The 19,778-nt window shown below is 61.5% G+C and carries 18 protein-coding genes; 15 read left to right on the top strand and 3 right to left on the bottom strand.

Features of this window, described 5'->3' with window-relative positions:
* Positions 1–506: 506 nt before the first annotated feature.
* From F4V43_RS18160 to F4V43_RS18145, 4 genes are all read left to right on the top strand, one after another.
* Positions 507–1,661: an MFS transporter gene (locus tag F4V43_RS18160; RefSeq protein ID WP_223879956.1), complete on the top strand. Its 1,155-nt coding sequence runs from the start codon at positions 507–509 to the stop codon at positions 1,659–1,661.
* Positions 1,662–1,906: 245 nt separating this feature from the next.
* Positions 1,907–2,530: a TetR/AcrR family transcriptional regulator gene (locus F4V43_RS18155; protein WP_223879955.1), complete on the top strand. Its 624-nt coding sequence runs from the start codon at positions 1,907–1,909 to the stop codon at positions 2,528–2,530.
* 50 nt (positions 2,531–2,580) lie between these two features.
* Positions 2,581–5,016 carry an MMPL family transporter gene (locus F4V43_RS18150; protein ID WP_150459679.1) on the top strand — a complete coding sequence of 812 codons (2,436 nt, stop codon included), beginning with the start codon at positions 2,581–2,583 and terminating at the stop codon, positions 5,014–5,016.
* Positions 5,017–5,103: 87 nt separating this feature from the next.
* Positions 5,104–5,283 carry a hypothetical protein gene (locus tag F4V43_RS18145; RefSeq protein ID WP_150459678.1) on the top strand — a complete coding sequence of 60 codons (180 nt, stop codon included), beginning with the start codon at positions 5,104–5,106 and terminating at the stop codon, positions 5,281–5,283.
* A gap of 102 nt (positions 5,284–5,385) precedes the next feature.
* Here F4V43_RS18145 and F4V43_RS18140 read toward each other — a convergent pair whose 3' ends face one another.
* Complete coding sequence (locus F4V43_RS18140) at positions 5,386–5,853, bottom strand: hypothetical protein (RefSeq protein ID WP_150459677.1); 468 nt, start codon at positions 5,851–5,853, stop codon at positions 5,386–5,388.
* A gap of 129 nt (positions 5,854–5,982) precedes the next feature.
* A complete protein-coding gene (locus F4V43_RS18135) occupies positions 5,983–7,200 on the bottom strand; it encodes an MFS transporter (RefSeq protein ID WP_150459676.1) in 1,218 nt (405 codons plus the stop codon).
* A gap of 146 nt (positions 7,201–7,346) precedes the next feature.
* On the opposite strand from F4V43_RS18135, the gene F4V43_RS18130 reads away from it, so the two are divergent.
* Positions 7,347–8,069, top strand: coding sequence for an SDR family oxidoreductase (locus tag F4V43_RS18130; protein WP_150459675.1), 723 nt, complete (start codon positions 7,347–7,349; stop codon positions 8,067–8,069).
* A gap of 119 nt (positions 8,070–8,188) precedes the next feature.
* On the opposite strand, the gene F4V43_RS18125 is transcribed toward F4V43_RS18130, so the two are convergent.
* The gene (locus F4V43_RS18125) at positions 8,189–9,091 is read right to left on the bottom strand and encodes a CHAD domain-containing protein (protein WP_150459674.1); all 903 of its coding nucleotides are present in this window, start codon (positions 9,089–9,091) and stop codon (positions 8,189–8,191) included.
* A gap of 185 nt (positions 9,092–9,276) precedes the next feature.
* On the opposite strand from F4V43_RS18125, the gene F4V43_RS18120 reads away from it, so the two are divergent.
* The 10 genes from F4V43_RS18120 (at position 9,277) to F4V43_RS18075 (ending at position 19,734) form a co-directional block, all read left to right on the top strand.
* The gene (locus F4V43_RS18120) at positions 9,277–10,140 is read left to right on the top strand and encodes a biotin/lipoate A/B protein ligase family protein (RefSeq protein ID WP_191089644.1); all 864 of its coding nucleotides are present in this window, start codon (positions 9,277–9,279) and stop codon (positions 10,138–10,140) included.
* A gap of 172 nt (positions 10,141–10,312) precedes the next feature.
* Positions 10,313–10,762, top strand: coding sequence for a MarR family winged helix-turn-helix transcriptional regulator (locus tag F4V43_RS18115; RefSeq protein ID WP_150459672.1), 450 nt, complete (start codon positions 10,313–10,315; stop codon positions 10,760–10,762).
* 39 nt (positions 10,763–10,801) lie between these two features.
* Entirely contained in the window at positions 10,802–11,440 is a 639-nt protein-coding gene (locus F4V43_RS18110; protein WP_150459671.1) for a nitroreductase family protein, read from the top strand.
* 35 nt (positions 11,441–11,475) lie between these two features.
* Positions 11,476–11,772 (top strand): putative quinol monooxygenase, encoded by a 297-nt coding sequence (locus tag F4V43_RS18105; RefSeq protein ID WP_150459670.1) that lies wholly within the window; start codon positions 11,476–11,478, stop codon positions 11,770–11,772.
* A gap of 281 nt (positions 11,773–12,053) precedes the next feature.
* Positions 12,054–12,773 (top strand): ABC transporter ATP-binding protein, encoded by a 720-nt coding sequence (locus tag F4V43_RS18100; RefSeq protein WP_223879954.1) that lies wholly within the window; start codon positions 12,054–12,056, stop codon positions 12,771–12,773.
* Between the two features lie 6 nt (positions 12,774–12,779).
* Positions 12,780–15,230: a COG1361 S-layer family protein gene (locus F4V43_RS18095; protein WP_150459668.1), complete on the top strand. Its 2,451-nt coding sequence runs from the start codon at positions 12,780–12,782 to the stop codon at positions 15,228–15,230.
* A complete protein-coding gene (locus F4V43_RS18090) occupies positions 15,217–16,650 on the top strand; it encodes an ABC transporter permease (RefSeq protein WP_150459667.1) in 1,434 nt (477 codons plus the stop codon). The genes F4V43_RS18095 and F4V43_RS18090 overlap by 14 nt, the downstream gene beginning before the upstream one ends.
* Before the next feature lie 195 nt (positions 16,651–16,845).
* Positions 16,846–17,229, top strand: a complete 384-nt coding sequence (locus F4V43_RS18085) for a hypothetical protein (protein ID WP_191089643.1) — start codon at positions 16,846–16,848, stop codon at positions 17,227–17,229.
* A 125-nt stretch (positions 17,230–17,354) separates the two neighbouring features.
* The gene (locus tag F4V43_RS18080) at positions 17,355–17,684 is read left to right on the top strand and encodes an ArsR/SmtB family transcription factor (RefSeq protein WP_150459665.1); all 330 of its coding nucleotides are present in this window, start codon (positions 17,355–17,357) and stop codon (positions 17,682–17,684) included.
* A 256-nt stretch (positions 17,685–17,940) separates the two neighbouring features.
* Positions 17,941–19,734 carry a SulP family inorganic anion transporter gene (locus F4V43_RS18075; protein ID WP_150459664.1) on the top strand — a complete coding sequence of 598 codons (1,794 nt, stop codon included), beginning with the start codon at positions 17,941–17,943 and terminating at the stop codon, positions 19,732–19,734.
* The last annotated feature ends 44 nt before the right edge of the window (positions 19,735–19,778 follow it).

The following is a 19,778-nucleotide window of genomic DNA, read 5'->3' as shown; positions in this document are numbered from 1 at the left end:
CAGGAAGTGTTCAGGTTATTTATAATTTTGGAATAAATTAAGTTTTTCGTCATAAGAAGGGAGAACGGAGATGAAGCGAATAACGCTAACGTTTATTTGCTTTTCCTGTGTATGGTTGGTTCTAACAGGTTGCAAAAAAACGGTTACCCAAAATGAAATCGATCAGTTGTGAATACTATATTTTTAGTTCACCTTATGTTTATATTTATCGAGGCTCCTCTGGTTATGTGAAATCCAGTGGGCTTGTTAAAGAAAAGATTGTCATCGGAGGTTTACAGAAGGGCTCTATAGGACTCATCATTAATAATTTGCGAGTTTTGAGAGAGGCTAAGACGTATTCCTTAATAATTGACGGTAAAACTCGCGAGTATGAGTACCACGGAGAGAAGTATCTCATTATTAAAGACCATCGAATATGGAACCCGACGGCGCAATTAAAAATTATCTTTCTAAGCGACCAAAATGAAAAGATATTTGAGACGGAATATTAAACGGGAGAGCTCGCGATGAGGAACCGATTCTTGGCGTTATCCCCGGGAACGCGCTATGCGTGGTTCCTTTTCGTCTATTTCTGGATCTACGGGTTCATCAGTTCCGTGAACCGCTTCGTGCAATCTTACTATCAGAACGATATTTCGCATTATCTGTCCACGGGAAGAAGCTTTCTCGGGACCACCTGGTCCGTCAATATTATAATCGGGGCGCTCTGTTCTCCCGTGGGAGGGTATCTGGCAGACCGGTACGGGTACCGCAGAGTCATGATGGCAAGCTCGCTTCTGACCTCGGCTTCGGTCGGTACGCTGCTGCTCTTTCCGTCCACCACCGGCTATTTCATCGGATTCGGCCTGTTGGCGGGACTTGTAGGCATTGCGGCGTCCGCCAACTATGTGTTTGTGGCCGACTGGTTCGCCTCCCACCGCGCCAAGGTGCTGGTGCTGCTGAACAGTTCAGGCTCGCTGGGGCTTGCCATTCTAAGTCCGGTCTTCATTATGAATGAGGACCGGTTGGGCTGGAGGCCGTTGTACGGGTTCAGCGTTGCGGCGGGCGTAATCTTCTGCGCGCTGACCTTTCTGGTCGTCCGGCCCAATCCCAACCGACTGCCGGAGCCGCCCGCTGTGCCTCCGGCACCCCGGCCGCGGCCGAGTCTCCGTTCGGCCGCGGACTTGGCGCGGAAGCTGCGGGACGGCCGCATAATCGCCGTAATGGCAGCCCTTTTTACCTGCGGGTTCAGCATGGGAACGGTGGAAATGCATCTGATGGCAATTTATCAGGTGGCCGGCGCAGACCGGATGGTCTTCTCTTCCTCGCTGACGCTCCTGGGTGTGCTTGAGCTTTTTGGAGGGATCGTATTCTCCTTCCTGCTGGACCGGATGAGAAGAGAACTGGCCCTGGCCAGTCTCTATGCCGTTCGGGTGGTTGCCTTTCTGATCCTGTTTCTTCATTTCCCGGCAAGTCCGCTCCTCTTCTCGCTGATCTTCGGTGCCAGCTATTTGGGCGCCCTGCCGGGAGGCATTCTGCTGGCCAACGAGACGCTGGAGCAGCAAGGAATCTCCGCCGGCCTCATCACAGGGTTCCTCATTCTGATTCACCAGGCAGGCGGGGCTCTGTCGGGTGTGGCCGGGGCCTTAATTACGATTGGTTCCACAATTATCAGCTGCTGATCGCGTTCAATATCGGGCTGAGTATGGTCTCCGCAGCAGGCTATGCCGCCGTGTACCGCAGAACCCGTGCGGAAATGAAAATTGCAGCATGACCTAAGCCAAAGGCCTTTTTCGGTAACGGAAGAGGCCTTTTTTGGAGGAATAAACTTGCCTTTTGCGCAAGTTTGCATTTTGTGCAATAATAGGCTTGCGGAACGGGTAATGAACGTTATGCTATTCATTCCGGGAAGGAGGGAGGATGAGGATTGCTGCATCCCAGACAGACTTTGCGGGACAAGAAGAAGGAAGCGACCTCGACCGCGCTGGCCGAGGCGGCTTATGAGCTTGCGCTGGAGCGCGGGCTGGACGGCTTTGTGGTGGATGATGTTGCGGAGCGGGCGGGCGTATCCCGCAGAACCTTTGCCAACTATTTCTCCTGCAAGGAGGAAGCGGTCGCTACAGCTGCGGTGACGGTCAACAGCGGCCAGGAGGAGTATGAAGAACTGGTGGCAAGCCTGCCGCCGGATGCGGTGCCGCTGGATATTCTGCACCGCCTGCTGAGAATGCAACTGACCGCCGGGTTCCTGCAGCGCCTGCGCCGGTTCGTTGCGCTCTCGAAGCGCTACCCGGCTCTGGAGCCGTATACGCTGAGCGTGTTCCGGCGCGTGCAGCTGGCGGCTCAGGAGGTGCTCGAACAATTTGTGCGCGGCCGGTATCCGGCCTGGTACGTCCAGCTTCTCGTCGGAGCGGTATACGGGGCCTGTGTGCCCATTCTGGAAGGCAATCTGAACGTGCGGATGCCGGGAGAGAGCGAGAGCGACAGTCCGGGAGCGCTGCCGTTCGATCAATTTCTGGAGACAACGTTCGCCTATTTGCGGAACGGGTTCTAAAGGCGGACCGGAGGCCATGATTCAGAACAAAGAGAGGGAGATCATACCGAATGTCGACATTCTTATATAACTTGGGCAAAAAAGCCTTTAACAAGCCGTGGTATTTCCTCGGCGCTTGGATTATTGTCCTGGCAGTCGTGGGAGCGCTCATCGGAGTCAACGGAATTCACTCCAGCTCGGAGATGAAGATTGAGGGCACGGAAGCGCAGAAGGTGCTGGATCAGCTTGCGGAGGAACTGCCGCAGGCGGCCGGCGGGCAGGGCAGCGTTGTCTTCACGGCTCCCAAGGGAGAACGGCTGGATACGCCCGAACGGCTGAAGCAGATTCAGCAGGCCGTAGGCGAAGTCTACAAGCTGAACTATGTCATTAACCCGGCGGAGCTTGCGAAGCAGGCGGCCGCCGCAGCCGATCAGACGGATGCCGCAGGACAACAAGCCGCAACCGGTCAGACGGACGCCGCAGGACAACAAGCCGCTGCGGGTCAGGCAGATGCCGCAGGACAACAGGCCGCAGCCGGTCAGGCAGACGCCTCCAGGCAGGACGCTGCTGCCGCCCAGCAGAGCGCCGCTCAGGGAGCGGCTGCGGCCCCGTACGGCCCGCTGATGGCGGACGGCGCTCCGGTGCCGGGCGTCATGCTCTCGGCCGACGGAAGCGTAGCCCTGTTCCAGTTCCAGTTCACGGAGGCGCTGACGGCGCTGTCCGAATCGCAGCTGAACGCGGTCATTGACGCGGCGGAATCCGCCGAGCAGGGCGGAAGCGGCCTTCAGGCGATTCCGAGCGAATCGCTGTCCAACCAGATCGCCATCGGCTCGACGGAAGCCGTGGGGATCGTGGTCGCCGCGGTCGTGCTGTTCCTGACGCTCGGCTCGGTCGTCGCTGCGGGTCTCCCGCTTCTGACCGGGATTCTGGGCGTCGCGATCAGCGTAGGCGCAGCTTTTGCCGTATCCAAGTTCATTCATCTCAATGACATCACGCCGATTCTGGCGGTCATGATCGGGCTGGCCGTCGGCATCGACTATGCGCTGTTCATCGTCAACCGGCAGCGCCGGCTCATTCTTGACCAGAAGCTGACCGCCCGCGAAGCGGCCGGACGGGCCATCGGGACAGCGGGCAGCGCGGTCTTCTTCGCCGGTCTGACGGTCATTATCGCGCTGTGCGGCATGCTGATTATCGGCATCGAGTTCCTGTCGACTATGGCTCTTGTCGCCGCAGCCAGCGTGTTCGTCAACGTGCTGCTGGCCCTGACTCTGCTTCCCGCCGTGCTCGGACTGGTCGGAGAGCGCATCTGCTCCGCCAAAGCCCGGGAGAAGGCGAAGCCGGTCGGACACGGTGTCCGCCGCGGGTTCGCCCAGCGCTGGGCAAGCGGAACGGTGAAATACCGCTGGGTCATCGTGGTCGCCGTCATTGCCGTGCTTGGCACGGCCGCCATTCCGGTAGCCAAAATGGAACTCGGCATTCCTTCGGGCGCTTCGGCCAACCTGGATACGACGGCGAGACAGAGCTACGATGCCATTTCGCGCGGATTCGGGGAGGGCTTCAACGGTCCGCTCGTGCTGGTGGCCGAGCCGGCTGATCCTTCGGGCGCCGTTACCGCCGAGACGCTGGGCATTCTCGTCCAGGGCCTCCAGAAGCATGAGAATGTGGCGATGGTTACGCCGATGGGCGTAGGCGCAGGCGGCAAGCTGGCGATTATCAGCCTGATTCCGAAGACGGGCCCGACGGACACGGAGACAAAAGATCTGGTCCAGGATCTGCGGGCCGCCGATTCGGACCTTGCCAAAGCGGGCGGAGTAAAGATCGGAGTGACCGGCTTCACCGCCGTCAATATCGACATGTCCTCCAAGCTGGCGGATGCCTTCCCGCTGTATGTCGGCATCATTGTCATTCTCTCGGTAATTATCTTGCTGCTCGTCTTCCGCTCCGTCATTGTGCCGATCAAGGCAACCGTCGGATTCATTCTCAGCATTCTGGCGACTTTCGGTATTACGACGGCCGTCTACCAATGGGGCTGGCTCCACAGCCTGTTCGGCTTCGATACCGGCGGACCGCTGCTGAGCTTCATGCCGATTCTGGTGACGGGCATTCTGTACGGCCTTGCTATGGACTACCAGGTCTTCCTCGTCAGTTCGATGCGGGAATCGTACGTTCACGGCCACCGCGGCACGGAGAGCGTCATCCACGGCTATGAGCTGGCCAGCCGCGTCGTGCTGGCCGCCGCCGTCATCATGGTCTCCGTCTTCGCGGGCTTCATCTTCGCGCCGGACGCCATGATTAAGCAGATCGGCTTCGCGCTGGCGTTCGGCATTCTGATCGACGCTTTCGTCATCCGCATGACGCTCGTACCCGCCGTCATGGCGATCTTCAAGGATAAAGCCTGGTGGCTGCCGAAGGGTCTGGACCGGCTGCTTCCGAATCTGGACGTTGAGGGCGACAAGCTGATTGCGAAGCTGAACGCCCGGGACGGAGAAGCCCACAGCAAGCATTAACTGGAGCTCTTCGATATTCCCGTCCGAATCCTTTATAATGGGTGGACAGTATAAGGCGAAAGCCATGTCTGACGGGAGGTAAGAACAGTGAGACGCACCCATACGCTCACACTGGTCGGAGCTATTCTGCTGATTGTCATCAGCAGCCAGATCCCGCCAACCAGTCCGGGGCTCGGCATCCTCCAGCAGCTGCTGCTGGGAATCGGGCTGGTCGGATGTCTGCTGGCGGTATGGCGGTTCATAACCGGCGGCAAGAAGCGAAGCTAAGGTTATGCAAGGGCGGGAATCGCAGCATAAGATTCCGCTAAGAATAAGCTCCCCGCAATGCGGGCAGGCGAGGAATTGCCTGCTGCGGTGCGGGGAGCTTTTTTAGCGTGTGAACAGGTCGTCGATTCGGCGGTTGTCCAGCCCGGAGAGGATCTTGAAGGAACGGACCCGGTCTTTGGGGATATCCGAATCGACCGCATTTATAATCATGTAGCGATGGTCATAGAGGATAATTCCGGTTTGTCTGTAGTTGTCGCCCCGCAGCGTAATCCAGTAGACCGTTTGGTATTCACCGGGAGAAGAGCCGGATTTCCGCAGCTTGACCCCGTTGAACACCGCAAGCAGACGCTGAACTTGGGCAGAGCCGGTCAGGGTGATCGTCTGCTCGCCGCCGGAGTCCTGCCGGATGATCTCAACGCTCCTTACCTCGCGGAGATCGAGGGCATGATGACGGGTCGCAGCTTGGTCAAAGGTGGTCGGGAGATAGCTTCTGCAATTAATCCAAGCCAGTGCGATCAGGACCAGAGCGGCTGTAATCCGGATAAGCTTACGGCGGTGCTTCAGGTTCATCAATATCAGGCCTCCTGTGCCCGGATTTGAAGATTACCTGAACAGCATACCATATTTAGGAATCCGCGAAGAGATAGCCGGAAGCTAAAAAAGGCCCGGGCTGTTCATTCGGGCATAGTCCGGCCGCTTCTAGTCTTGCCGGACCGGGTCCGCGGCCTTCAAGGCGGCGCTGCTCTGCCGCCGGTGGTGCAGCAGGAAGTAGCTGGAGACCGACAGCAGGGCAATCAGGCCGCCGGTCACGTACATGGTCCGGTAGCCGGTATGGGCGGCCTGAAGTCCGAGCAGAAAGGAGCCGAGGCCGAAGCCGAGGTCGAACAGCACGAAATACGTGCTGGTTGCCAGAGCGCCCCGGTGGGGCGCCGCCGACTGGACGGCCAGCGTCTGGAAGCTCGGCAGAATCGCGCCGTAGCCGAGACCGATCAGCGCCGCCGTCAGCAGGAAGCCGAACGCCGAATGAGCGGCGCTCAGCGCCAGCATCCCGGCGGCGAAGAGAACCGCGCCGGGATAGACGAGCAGATGCGCGCCGCGCCGGTCGTACAGCCGTCCGGTGAACGGCCGCGACAGCAGGACCATCGCCGCGAAGACGATGAAGAAATAGCTGGCGGCGCTGGTCAGGCCGATGGAGGCGGCGTACACCGAGATGAAGGTGGACAGCGCGCCGTAAGCGAAGGCCAGGAAGAAGCCTGCCAGCGAGATGGGCAGCGCCTTCGGCTCGAAGTAGCGGAGCAGACCGCGGCCAAGGTTCTCTCCCTGCGGCCGGGGGGCGCGGGGCGGAATCGGAATGAGCAGCCCGCAGAGCAGCGACAGCATTCCGGCCGCTCCGATGAAGACGAACAGCGGGCGGTAGCCCGCATGCTCGCTGATACTGAGGCCAAGGAACGGACCGATGACCATGGCGAGACTCATGAACAGCGTGAAGTAGCCGATGCCCTCGCCCTTGCGCCGGTTCGGAATGAGATCGAGGACGATGGCCGACGTCGAGGTGGCGGCTACCCCGAACGCGATGCCGTGCACAAAACGAAGCGCAAGCAGCGCCGTATAGCCGGGAACAAGCAGATAGAGCAGGGAACAGGCGCCGAACAGCGCCAGCGAAGCCAGGACCAGCTTCCGGCGGCTCATTTCATCGAGCCATCTGCCGGCGAGAGGCCGGAAGATGACGGCAGCGACGACGAAGACGGTGGTCACCAGCCCGACGCTGTTCTTGTCGCCGTCCAGTTCGTCCAGGGCGTAGGCGGGCAGGGTAACCGCCAGAATATAGAAAGTAATGAACACAAAAAAACTGCACAAACAGATGGACAGAAAGCTGCGGCTCCACAGCTTGTCCCCGTTCAGGTCAGAATGACTCATGGTGTAATCGCTTCTCTCTAAATTAGTTGTATTAGCAACTATATGGGAGAATTGAAAATTTGTCAATTTGATGACGGGTGCGGAGCCGGAATGAAAGCGTTATAATGGAAACGGCCCACACTGAAGACACAGAGGAGGGGACACCCATGACATCCATTGCCTGCGTAACCGGGGCCGGCCGCGGCCTGGGCCTGCATCTGACCCGTGAAATGCTGGAGAGAGGGCATACCGTATTTGCCGGGGAGCATCGCCGGGAGGAGTCCGGCCTGGACGAGCTGGAAGAGCAGTATGCCGGGCTCCTGCACCGGGTTCCGCTGGATATCGGCGACGACGAGAGCGTCGCTGCCGCCGGGCGGCAGATTGCCGCGAAGACCGGGCATGTCGATATTCTGTACAACAATGCGGGCATCATCAAGCCGCAGGATTACGCCACCCTCCGGGAAGAGATGGATATGGAGGCTATGGCCGGGATCTTCAACGTCAACACGCTGGGGACGCTGCGCGTCACCCGGGCGCTGCTGCCGCTGCTGCTGCAGGGGGAGCGGCGGCTGGTTGTGAATATTTCGTCGGAGGCGGGCAGCATCGCCCGCAACAGCCGCACTTCCATGTACGGCTACTGCATGTCCAAGGCGGCGCTCAATATGCAGTCCTCCCTGGTCCATCAGGAGCTGAAGCCGCAGGGAGGAGCGGTTATGGTGTTTCATCCCGGCTGGATGCGCACCTTCATGAACGGAGAGCCCGACCCGAATGCTCCCGTTCTGCCGGAGGAGGCGGCCCGCAAGATTGCGGCGCTGGTGGAGCGCCGGGGCGGGGAGCGGCCGGAGCAGCCGCTGTATCTGGACCTTGAGGGCGAAGCCTGGCCGTGGTAAGCGGAGAATTCTGGCGCAAAAAGAAGGGAAGAGCGGCAATATCGCTCTTCCCTTCTTCCATTCTGCTGCGGCCCGAAAGTCCGCGAGCGGATAGATTCCTGCGCCTGGCGGATGCAGGCTCAGATCTCCGCCGGGGCCTTGGCGGCCGGAACCGGAACGATGCCGTTGCCGGCCAGCGCTTCGCCCAGCTCGCTGCGCAGCCCGGCGGTCAGCCGGTCCCAGGCTTTGCGCGGGATATCCAGCTCCTGACGCAGCGGCTCATCCAGCCGCTCCAGCCAGACCCGCTTGTCGTTGATGGCGCCCAGCTTGTCGGAAATGTCCCGGTAGAGGGCTTCATAGGACTGGAACTTGCGGTCCAGCGCGAAGGAAGCGGCCCCTGCGGTATAGCGGATCTTCTTGGCGGCAATCCTTAGCTGATGCAGAGCGTCGAGCGCTTCCCGGGAGGTCGCGTTCTCCTGCCGGAAGAGATCCTTGCAGATCTTCTTCTGCTGCTCGTAGGCAACCTCCAGCTCGCGGAGCAGCACATTGACATTCCGCTGCTCTGCAAGTCCGGGCAGGTCCTGCCCGATGAAGGCGCTCCACCGCTTATCCAGGCCGGCAACCGCAGCGGGCAGCTTCCGGTCCAGCTTCCGGCGAAGCTTGGCGCGGTGCTGCTTCTCATGCTTAGCTACGGCCTTCAGCGCCTTGACCGCCTTCTTGCCGTCCGTTCGCTTGGCGCGACGCCGCCGGGCCTTCAGCTCTTTGATGAAGACATCGGCATCCCGGACTTTGCCGAGCGCCTTCTGGGCTTTCCGGAATTCGGCGTGAAGGCCGGAGCGGTCCTCCGGGTCCAGTACGGACAGCAGCGTCATGAGCCTGCGGCAGTGTGTGCGCGCCTGATGCACCGCCTCGCGGTCGTAAGCGGCCAGCGCCTGCCGGCTGTGCTTAAGGAAGCCTCCGTAGAGCTGGTTCAGTTCCTGCTCCCACTGCCGGCTCCGGGGGGTTCGGGACTGGGCCGGCTGAGGGCTTGCGTTCGTGGACATGGAGAATCCCTCCTGCTTCGCAAAGGTTCGGTCCGGCGGCCTTGGACGCCGCCTCTTACCTACAAGGATAGCGCCCGGAGGACGGGATTACAAATAACCGGACGGCCGGGGCCATCCTGATTTTGCCTTCCGGCGGAAATCGGCTACAATAGGCGTGAACTGGAACACAGGGAGAGATGCGGAAGATGGAATGGGAATGGGAGAGCATGGCGCTGCATGAGCATTGGGACGGGGAAGGGCGGAGCGAAGACCGGGGGGAGAGCGGCTGCCTGGAAGACGGCGATCTGCTGCTGCCGTTCGCCTTTGAGGAGACGCTCTGCCGGGATGTCGGGTCCGGCGCGTCCCCGCCCGCCGTCCATATCTGGAGCCATCCCGGCGGGCTGGCTCTCGGGCTGCGCGACAGCAGGCTGCCATTCGCCCGGGAGGCGATGGAGGAGCTTGAAGCGGCGGGCGTCCGGACAGCTGTCCGGCATTCGGGCGGAGCGGCCGTCCCGCTGGACCGGGGCGTGTTGAACGTGGCGCTGCTTCTGCCCAAGAGCCGGGCCGCGCTCGACTTCCACCGCGACTTCCGGCTGCTCGCGTCGATCATCGTCAGCGCCGTCGCCGTCTCCCACCCGGAGACGGCCGCCCGAATCGAAGCGGGGGAGATCGCCGGGTCCTACTGCCCCGGCGAATATGATCTGGCCGTCGCAGGCCGGAAGTTCTGCGGCATTGCCCAGCGGCGTCAGAACGACGCCTATTTCGTCCACGCCTTCATCATTGTCTCCGGCTCCGGCCGGGAGCGCGGCGAACAGGTGCGCCGCTTCTATGAACGCGCGGCCGGCGGAGCCGAGGGGCTGAGCTACCCGGCGGTCCGGCCGGAGACGATGGCCTCGCTCGCCGAGCTCGGGGGCCCGGGAAGCCCCGGGCTGCTGGCCGAGGGGCTGCGCCGGGCGCTGACGGCGCAGGGCGTGGAGCTGCTCCCCGGAAGAGACGCGGGCTATGCCGACCAACGGGTCCGGGCTGCGGCCGAAATCCTGCGCGAGCGTTATGGACGGCGGGAGGGCTGAAGCGCGCAGCGGGTGGAGCTGGCGGCCGGCCCGAAGCCGAAAAACCGATCGTCAAAGAGGTACTTGACGGGTCAATGAAATAGACCTATACTAGGTTACGTCAAACCGGATTTTGCACAATTAATTATAGGGCGGCTATATCTCTGGCAGGCCCGGTAGAGGAGGAGCTGCCATGACGGAGGCAGAGACCGGACGGGAACGCATCCTGGAGTCCATGCAGGCGCTGAACAAGCGGATCAGCCCGGTGTTTGAACGCTGCGCCGGCATTACGCCGGCCCGCCTGAAGCTGCTCTGTCTGCTCTCCCGGACGGAGGAAGCCGGACAGTCGCTGATTCAGAAGGAGCTTGGCATCGACGGAGCGGCGGTTACCCGCCACCTTCAGGCGCTGGAGGAAGCGGGCCTTGTTGTCCGCTGGTCCAGCAAGACCGACCAGCGGGCGGCGCTGGCGGCGCTGACGGAGCAAGGGCGGTCGCGGATGGCCGCTTACCGCAAGGAGCGGGAACGCTTTGTCGATGAACTGCTGGCCGGGTTCGGCCCGGAGGAGCAGAAGCTTTTGCTGGAAATGCTGGAACGTCTGGAGTCGAACCTGAGAACCATCCAGGACGCCGCCTATACGAAGTGAAGAAGCAACGCCAATTTATATACGAAGGAGATTATTAACATGAATCAAGCACAGCGCAGCAACGATTATCAGGCTATTGTGGCGGGTCGCCGGTCGATCCGCAAATATGACCCCAGCGTGAAGATCAGCAAGGAAGAAATGACGGAAATTCTGACCGAAGCCACACTGGCTCCGTCGTCGGTCAATCTGCAGCCATGGCGCTTCCTGGTTATCGAGAGCGAAGAAGGCAAGCGCAAGCTGGCGCCTCTGGCCAAGTTCAACCAGCTGCAGGTAGAGACCTCGGCGGCTGTCATCGCGATCTTCGGCGATATGAACAGCATCGAGTATATTGAAGAGATCTACGGAACGGCGGTTGCCAAAGGCTTGATGCCGCAGGAAGTCAAGGACCGCCAGGTAACCTCGATCTCGGCCTACTACTCGAACACCTCGGAACAGGTGAACCGGGAGACCGTTCTGATCGACGCGGGCCTTGTCTCCATGCAGCTCATGCTCGCCGCTCGCGCCCACGGCTATGACACCAACCCGATCGGCGGCTACGAGAAGGATCAGATCGCCGAAGCCTTCGGCATGGACAAAGACCGCTATGTTCCGGTTATGCTGCTGTCGATGGGCAAGGCCGCCGAAGAAGGCTATGCGTCGGTACGTCTGCCGATCGAACGCATTGCGGATTGGAAATAACCCATCGTTCCCGAAGAAAAGGAGGATAACAGCCCATGTTCATTATTCATGCACGCATGACGGTTAAGCCGGAAGCCCAGGCTGAGTTTCTGGAGGCGGTACGCACCTTGCTGACAGCGACCCGCGCGGAAGAAGGCAACCTTTCCTACGATCTCTATGAGAGTGCGGAACGTCCGGGAGACTTCGTGATGGTGGAAGTATGGAAGGACGGAGCCGCCGTTCAGGCTCATAACGCCAGCCCGCATTTCCAGGCTTTTGCCGGCCAGGCGTCCTCGTATCTGACGGCCCCGCTGGATGTGAAGGTCTACCAGGCCGAGCAGGCGCAGATGTAACTCCCTGTGGGTAAGCCTTAACTTACCTGCAAGAGTGTGCCTTTCTCACAAGACTGTACTTTACTGACAAGAAGATTGTACCTTACCTGTAAGCTGTTCATTGCAAGCCCCCGCGGAGTTCTCCGTGCGGGGCTTTTTTGACATTCGGTTAAGAAAATGAAACGTATCTGCTAACAAATTGAGACCCTCCTCTTCATCTTTCTCTGTACAATAAGGAAGAGTGCATACATATAAGCAAAAAAGAACAAAAAGAGTAAATTCTGTGGAAGGGATCGGTGAAGGTGAACGAGGACGGGAACAGGCCGATTATCGAAATTACCGATCTGCGCAAGGTCTACCGGATCGGCGGAGAGCGCGTGGTCGCTCTGGGCGGCATCAATCTGACCATCGGCCGGGGCGAGTTCTGCTGTCTGCTCGGCACCTCGGGGTCCGGCAAGTCCACTCTGCTGAATCTCATGGCGGGGCTGGAGAAGCCGACGCGGGGTACGGTCCGGATCCGCGGACAGGCCGTCAGCGGCATGTCGGAGAAGCGGCTCGCCCGGTTCCGGCAGGAGCATCTGGGATTTATTTTTCAGTCGTACAACCTGCTTCCGGCGCTCAGCGCGCTGGAGAATGTGGCGCTGCCGCTGACCTTCAAGGGGATCTCGCGTCCCGCGCGGGAGAAGCGGGCGCGGAAGCTGCTGGCGGCCGTCGGCCTCGCCTCGCACGAGAAGCACAAGCCGTCGCAGATGAGCGGCGGGCAGCAGCAGCGGGTCGGAATCGCGCGGGCATTCGCGGCGAAGCCGGAAATTATTTTTGCCGATGAGCCGACCGGCAATCTGGATTCCAAGACAACGCTGGAAGTGCTGGAGCTGATGAAATCGCTGGCCCGCCGAAACCGGCAGACGATTGTCATGGTCACGCACGACAACGAGATTGCCCGGTACGCAGACCGCGTCGTCCGCATCATCGACGGCGGCATCCGGGAGATTATTGTCCAAAACGAAGCATTCGGGGGTTAGAGAATTATGAAATTCAAGCTGACGGCTGCGGCACTTATTCTGGTGATGCTGGCGGCGCTGTTCCCGGCGGGGCGGCAGACGGCACAAGCCGAGACGGCAAGTCCGGGGCCGGTATATGACCTTACCGGGTACAAAATTTACAAGGGAAACACCGCCCAGATCAATCCGGCGGATGAAGTGACGCTCCGGCTGAGCGTGAATCAGAAGGGCGGCGCGCCGAAGGAGCTGTCTCTGCAAATCGACGATTCCAGCTCGTTCTACGGCAAGGATGGCAATGTGCTGGATTTGAATAAAGCGGGCGTCGATTACTCGGGAGCGTCTTTCACAGTGGATCTTCCGGTAGTCTACAGCGGCAGCGGGCAAAAGCTTACCGTCAGCTTCCTGCCTGACGGGGGCAGCCCCGAGACCCAGAGCCTGACGATTACGCAGGCGGTTCCGGTCAAGCCGGCGGCGACGCCGACGCCGACCCCGGTGGACACGACAAAGTTCGTGCCCAAGCTGGCGGTGGCCGGAGGCGGAGACGTCCCCTCCGGGGAAGCGGGCGGCATGCTCACGCTGGCGCTGCCGATCAAGAACGGGTCCAGCAATGCGGCCCGGTCGGTGACGGTCACGCTGGAGCCGGGCGATGCGGCGAAGATTCCTTTTGAGGCGGGAGTGGTCAATCTCTCCCAGACAATCGACCAGATCAATCCCGGCGAGACGCGCGCGGCCGCCTTCAATCTGAAGCTGCGCAGTGACGCGGCCGCCGGCGTCTATGCGCTGAAGCTGAATTATGCCTTCACCAATGCGGCGGGCGACCCGTTCACCTCCAGTGAAGGGCTCTATATCAAGGTCACCAACAGCAGCGTGCCGGCCCGGATCTCGCTCGTCTCCGTCAGCCAGACGCCGGCTGAGGCCGTACCCGGCCAGAAGGTGAAGCTGGCGGTACGCATCGCCAACGACGGCACGGTTCCTTCCGGCAATGTCCGGGTTACCTTGACCGGCCTCAAGGCCGACGGCTTCGCCCTGAGCGGCGATACCGGCTCGCGCCGCATCGCTTCCATCGCCGGAGGCGGGACGCAGGAAGCGGTCTTCAGCCTGACGGCAGCCGCAGGGCTTGCCGGCGGCAGCCAGCCGCTCGGCGTGCGGCTGGATTACAAGGATGAGAGCGGAGCGGCCGTCAGCGACGAGAGCCCGATCTTCATTCCGGTCCGGCAGACGGAAGGGGCCGCGCCGGCTGCGGTCGTGATCGACAAGCTGATCTCCCCGGAATCCGTGATGCTGCCGGGCGACAGGTTCAACGTCGGCTTCCGGCTTGTCAACAGCGGGGGCGTGAAGGCGCAGAACGTGAAGGTCTCCGTGACATCCGACAAGGAACTGATTCCGGTGACGCTGAGCAACGTCATTGTGCCTTCGCTTGCTCCGGGCGCGTCGAAGGCGCTCAGCTTCAAGCTGGCCGTCGCTCCCGACGCGGCGACCCGCAATTATCCGGTGTCGATTGCGGTGGAATACGATGTCGTCCAAGCCGGCCAGACGGTGAAGAACACGCTTCAGCAGTATGTCGGCGTCTATGTGCAGGGCAAGGGAGCCGCGACCGCTTCTCCTGAAGCGCTCAAGACGGTCCCGCGCATTATTGTCAGCCGCTATGCGGTTCAGCCCGGCCAGGTGGCGGCCGGGAAGGAAGCGGCGGTGGAGCTGGCGCTGCTTAACACCAGCAGCCTGATGGGCGTCAGCAACATCAAGCTGACGGTCACCTCGGACGACGGCACGTTCACCATTGACGGCAGCAACACGCTGTTCATTGAATCGCTGCCCTCCCGGGGGACGGTGCAGCGGGCCTTGAAAGTCCGGGCCAAGCCGGACGCCGAACCGAAGGTCTATTCGCTGACGCTGAACCTCGACTATGAAGACGCCAAGGGCAATCCGTATACGTCCAAGGAGACCGTGAGCCTGCCGGTCGTGCAGGAGAACCGGCTGAATGCGGGGGAAGTGACCGTCGGCGGAGAGGCTTATCCGGGCCAGCCGGTTCCGCTCTCCATGGAGTTCTACAACATGGGCAAAGCGGTGCTCTACAACTTGATGGTGACCGTTGAGGGCGAAGGCTTCCAGAGCGCCAACGGCAGCTATTATGTCGGCAACTTCGCCTCGGGCCGCAGCGACACCTTCCAGCCGACGATCACCGCGAACGCGCCGGGCGAGCTGAAGGGCGAAGTGGTCTTTGCCTTTGAGGACGCCGCCGGAACGCGCAGCGAGATCCGCAAGCCGTTCAAGGTTACGGTGATGGAGGCGCCTCCTGCCCCGGATATGTCCGGCGCGCAGCCGGAGCAGCCGCTGGAGGCGGGAGGGAAGAGCGCCCTGCGCAAATACCTGCCGTACGGGCTGGCCGCTCTGGCGGTTCTGGCCGGGGCAGTAACGGCCCTGGTGCTGCGGAGAAGACGCCGGAGACGAAAGGAAATGGAACTGGATGACGATTTCTGATTCCGTCCGGCTGGCGCTGATTAATTTCTGGCGGAGCAAGGTGCGCTCGTTCCTGACGATTCTCGGCGTCGTCATCGGCACGGCGGCGATCGTCGTCATGCTGTCGCTTGGCATCGGCATGAATGAGAGCTTCAAGCGGCAGGTCAGCCAGATGGGCAGCCTGACCCTGATCAATGTCTATCTGGATGGAAGCGTCGCTCCGGCCGGCGGGGCGGGAGGAGCGGGCACAGCCAAGCTCGACGACCGCTCTATCCGCGCCATGTCCGAGTTGAAGGGCGTGACGGTCGCGACGCCGCTCGTTCAGGCCTCCGCGAAGCTGATCTCCGGCAAGCTGATCAGCTACGTCTCGCTGGTGGGCATCCGTCCGGAGGCTATGGCGAAGCTGGACTTCCCGCTGGCAGAGGGCCGGCTGCTGAACGAAGGCGACGCGATGGATCTGGTCTTCGGTTCCCAGACGTCGATGAATTTCTACAACCCGAAGGCTGTCGTCTACACCCAGCCTCCCCAGATTGATCCGATGACGGCCAAGCTGGAGATGACCTTCGACATGATGTACGGCGAGAAGCAGGCGAATACCGGCGGAGACATGAGCGCTGCGGACAGCGGCAATGGCGACGGCAACGGCGGAAACGGCGGCGGAAGCGGCGGAAACGGCGGAAACGGCGGTGCCAAGTCGGCCGGGCTGTACAAGATCAAAGCCGCCGGTGTGCTGGCCCAGACGCAGAATGAGAAGGACTGGTCGGTCTACATCAATCTGGAGCATCTCCAGAAGCTGATCCGCGAGAATGCGAAGACCGAGAACAGCTCGCTGGCCGGCTTCTCACAGCAGCAGGGCTACCAGACAGCGATTGTGCAGGTAGCGAACCTCAAGGATGTGGAGCGTGTCCGCGACGCCATCAAGAAAATGGGCTTCGGGACGAGCGCGCTCACCGATGTGCTCAAGGGAATGCAGGAGACGTCGAAGACGCTGCAAATGATCCTCGGCGGCATCGGCGCCATCTCGCTGCTCGTCGCCGCCATCGGCATTACCAATACGATGGTCATGTCCATCTACGAGCGGACCCGGGAGATCGGGATTATAAAGGTGCTCGGCTGCGAGCTGGGCGATATCCGCAGGCTGTTCCTGCTGGAAGCGGGCTTTCTCGGCTTCCTCGGCGGTCTGCTGGGCGTCGGGTTCAGTCTGACCGCCTCCTATGTGCTGAATAAGTTCGGCGCGGGCTCGCTGGGCTCGCTCGGAGGCGGAGGCGGCATGGGCATGGGCGATCCGTCCGCTGCCGCCGCCGGCCAGATTTCGGTTATTCCGCTCTGGCTGATGGGGTCAGCTGTGCTGTTCGCGACCGTAGTCGGTCTCGTATCCGGCTTCTATCCCGCCCGGCGGGCGATGCGGCTGAGCGCGCTGGAAGCGATCAAAACCGAATAGTTCCGGCACATCAGGCGGCTGCTGCCGCCTGATGCTCCGAAGCGGCGCAAGGCCCGGGTACGCGGAACCCGGGCCTTGCGCCGTCATCGGGCGCGGGAGCCCTCCACGCCATAGGCGGCGATGTCCTGCTCCATCCTTGACAACGTCCCGCCCGGGCGGTACAAATGGGGGAAAGAACGATTGGAGGAACTTGCAGTGGAGATTACGATTGTGTCCCCGGCGGGTCCGGGCGGGCTGCTGACCTTCTCGGCGGCTTGGGGAGAAGGAAGAGGACAGTGGATGGGCCCGCCGCTGCCGCTCCCCGGTGAGCGGTTCGATGTGGAGATGGAGGTGCCGGGCCTGTTCATCCGCTGGGTAAATGCGGTTCCGGCGCCGGGGGCGACGTCTCCCTCCATCTCCATTGAAGGGGATGGAACGACGGCGGTGACCGGTGTGCTGGAAGAGCTGGAGGAGGACGGAACCGCCTGGCTCCGGCTCGGCGACCTGGAGCTGACCTTTGAATGCCTCGGCGAGCCGATGGGCATCGGCGGATTCATCACGCTTCGGGCAGACCGGCTTCAGCTCTATCCGAAGCTGTAGACGGACAGCAGATCTTGGTTCTGGCCGTCTGCCTGCGGCGGGCTCTGGACCCGGAAGTCTTGAATCGCCGAGGCGTCAAGGGTATGCTAAGCTGTGAGTACAACGGAAGCAGAGGGGTCGGAGCAATGAATTATGAAGTGCAGCAGTTCAAGAGTGAATTCTTCAAGGCGCTGGCCCACCCGATGCGCATCCGCATTCTGGAGCTGCTCAGCGAAGGCGAGAAGAATGTGAACGAGCTCCAGGCTATTCTGGGATCGGAGGGCTCCGCCGTCTCGCAGCAGCTTGCGGTGCTGCGGGCCAAGAATGTAGTGAACAGCGTCAAGGAAGGAACGACGGTCATCTACTCGCTTCGCGATCCGCTCATCAAGGAGCTGCTCGGAGTGGCGAAGCGGATTTTTGACAATCATCTGGTCAGCGCCATCACCATGCTGGAGAATATGCGAAGCGGGGACTAAGCCCCTTCTTCGCCGCGCGGCTTCGGTGGCGACGGCGGCAGTGACAGCGATAATGACGGCGGCCGTGGCAGCAGCGGCGGTCGTGAGCGACAGGGACAGCGACAGCCTCAGCGACAGCCGGAAGACCGCCCGCTTGCGAGGCAGAACGGCTGACAGCACCGGGGTGAAGCAGAACGCATTGACAGCGCGGCAGGGCAGGAGTAGTCTTGGCTTTATATTCAAATTATCAGATATTCAGAGAAAAGAAGGTTAGGAAATGAAAAGAGAAAGCCGGTTCGAGGGCTACAATCTGGCAAGCCTGCGCAAGGATCTGATTGCCGGAATTCTGGTTGGCGTCATTGCCATACCGCTTGGCATGGCGTTCGCGATTGCTTCGGGGGTGAAGCCGGAATACGGGATTTACACGACAATTGTGGCGGGTACGCTGATCTCGCTGCTGGGCGGATCGAAGTTCCAGATCGGAGGGCCGACAGGGGCCTTCATTCCGATTTTGTTCGCAATCGGCGCCCGCTACGGCTATGAGAATCTGCTGATTGCGGGCCTGATGGCCGGCGTCATTCTGGTGCTGATGGGACTCCTGCGGCTCGGCGGTCTGATCCGGTTCATTCCGAAGCCGGTTACGGTCGGCTTCACGGCCGGTATCGCTGTCATTATCTTCACGGGCCAGATCGCGAGCTTCCTCGGACTGCGCGGCGTCCGGAGGCATGAGGCCTTCCTCGGCAACATGCATGAGGTCGCCATTCGTCTGGGAACCGTGAACGGCTACAGCATCGCCACGGCTTGCATTTGTCTGGCTGTTCTGCTGGCCGCCGCCCGCTTCGCGCCGAAGCTGCCGGGCTCGCTGCTCGGGCTGGTCGCCGCCACGCTGGCCGCTTCTCTCTGCTTCCCCGGCCAGGTGGCCACCATCGGAACGTCCTACGGCGACATTCCGAGCACACTGCCGGCCTTCCACGTTCCGGCCGTCACCTGGGACCGGATCGTATCGCTGATCCGGCCCGCCCTCTTGATCGCCCTATTGGGCGCGATCGAATCGCTGCTGTCGGCCGTCGTCGCCGACGGAATGACCGGCTCCCGGCATGACAGCAACCGGGAGCTGATCGGGCAGGGCATCGCCAACATCTGCGCTCCGCTGTTCGGCGGCATTCCGGCCACGGGCGCGATTGCCCGGACGGCCACGAATATCCGCAGCGGCGCGGCCTCGCCCGTGTCGGGCGTCGTGCACGGCGCCGCAGTGCTGCTGATTCTGCTGGCCATGGCGCCGTATGCCTCGCGGATTCCGCTCGCGGCGATGGCGCCGATTCTGATGATGGTCGCCTGGAATATGAGCGAACGGAAGGCCTGCGTGCGGCTGCTCAAGACGCGGACCGGAGACTCCCTGGTGCTTGCAGTGACGTTCCTGCTGACCGTCTTTACCGACCTGCCGACAGCGGTGGAGGCCGGTCTTGCCCTGGCGGTCCTGCTGTTCGTGAAGCGGATGGGAGAAGCGCACGGCGTGGCGAAGGCGCTGCCCGATCCCGAATCGGTCAAGGTGCTGCCGCAAAAGGTATCGGCGGGGCAGGATTGTCCGCAGATCGGAATTTACAACGTTGAAGGCCCTCTGTTCTTCGGGACGGCGAACCGCTTCGGGGATGCGCTGCCGCCCTTGGTCCCGGACGGACCGAAGGCGATAATTCTCCGAATGGGCAGAGTGCCGCTGATTGATCTGACGGGCGAGAGCCATCTGGCCGAATGGGCCGGCCGCGTCCGGTCGGCCGGAGGACGGCTTCTGATCTCCGGCATCCAGCCGCAGCCACTGGAGCTGCTGAAGAAGTCGGGACTCTATGACCGGATCGGAGCGGCGAATTTCTGCGCGCATACCGAGGAAGCAATTCTGTCGGCGCAGAGCGGCATCGACCGCGGCCAATGCGCCGGGTGCCGGTACGCCGCCTTCCGCGAGTGCGGCGTCCTCTCGGGCAGCGAGGGTCGGCCCCGCCAGGGGCTGACCGGCTACAGCCGCGGCCGCACGGCGGCCTGGGACTGGAGCGCGGGCATCCAGTCCAATGAGATGTAGGACGGCCGGGCGCAGGGAGCGGCCGCAAGTTGCACAGCCCCTTC

Origin of the sequence: Paenibacillus spiritus, assembly GCF_008710135.1 — a bacterium.
Classification (GTDB): Bacteria; Bacillota; Bacilli; order Paenibacillales; family Paenibacillaceae; genus Paenibacillus_AQ; species Paenibacillus_AQ glufosinatiresistens.
Note: the sequence above shows the minus strand (reverse complement) of the source record. Positions and strands in the feature narration are given on the sequence as shown.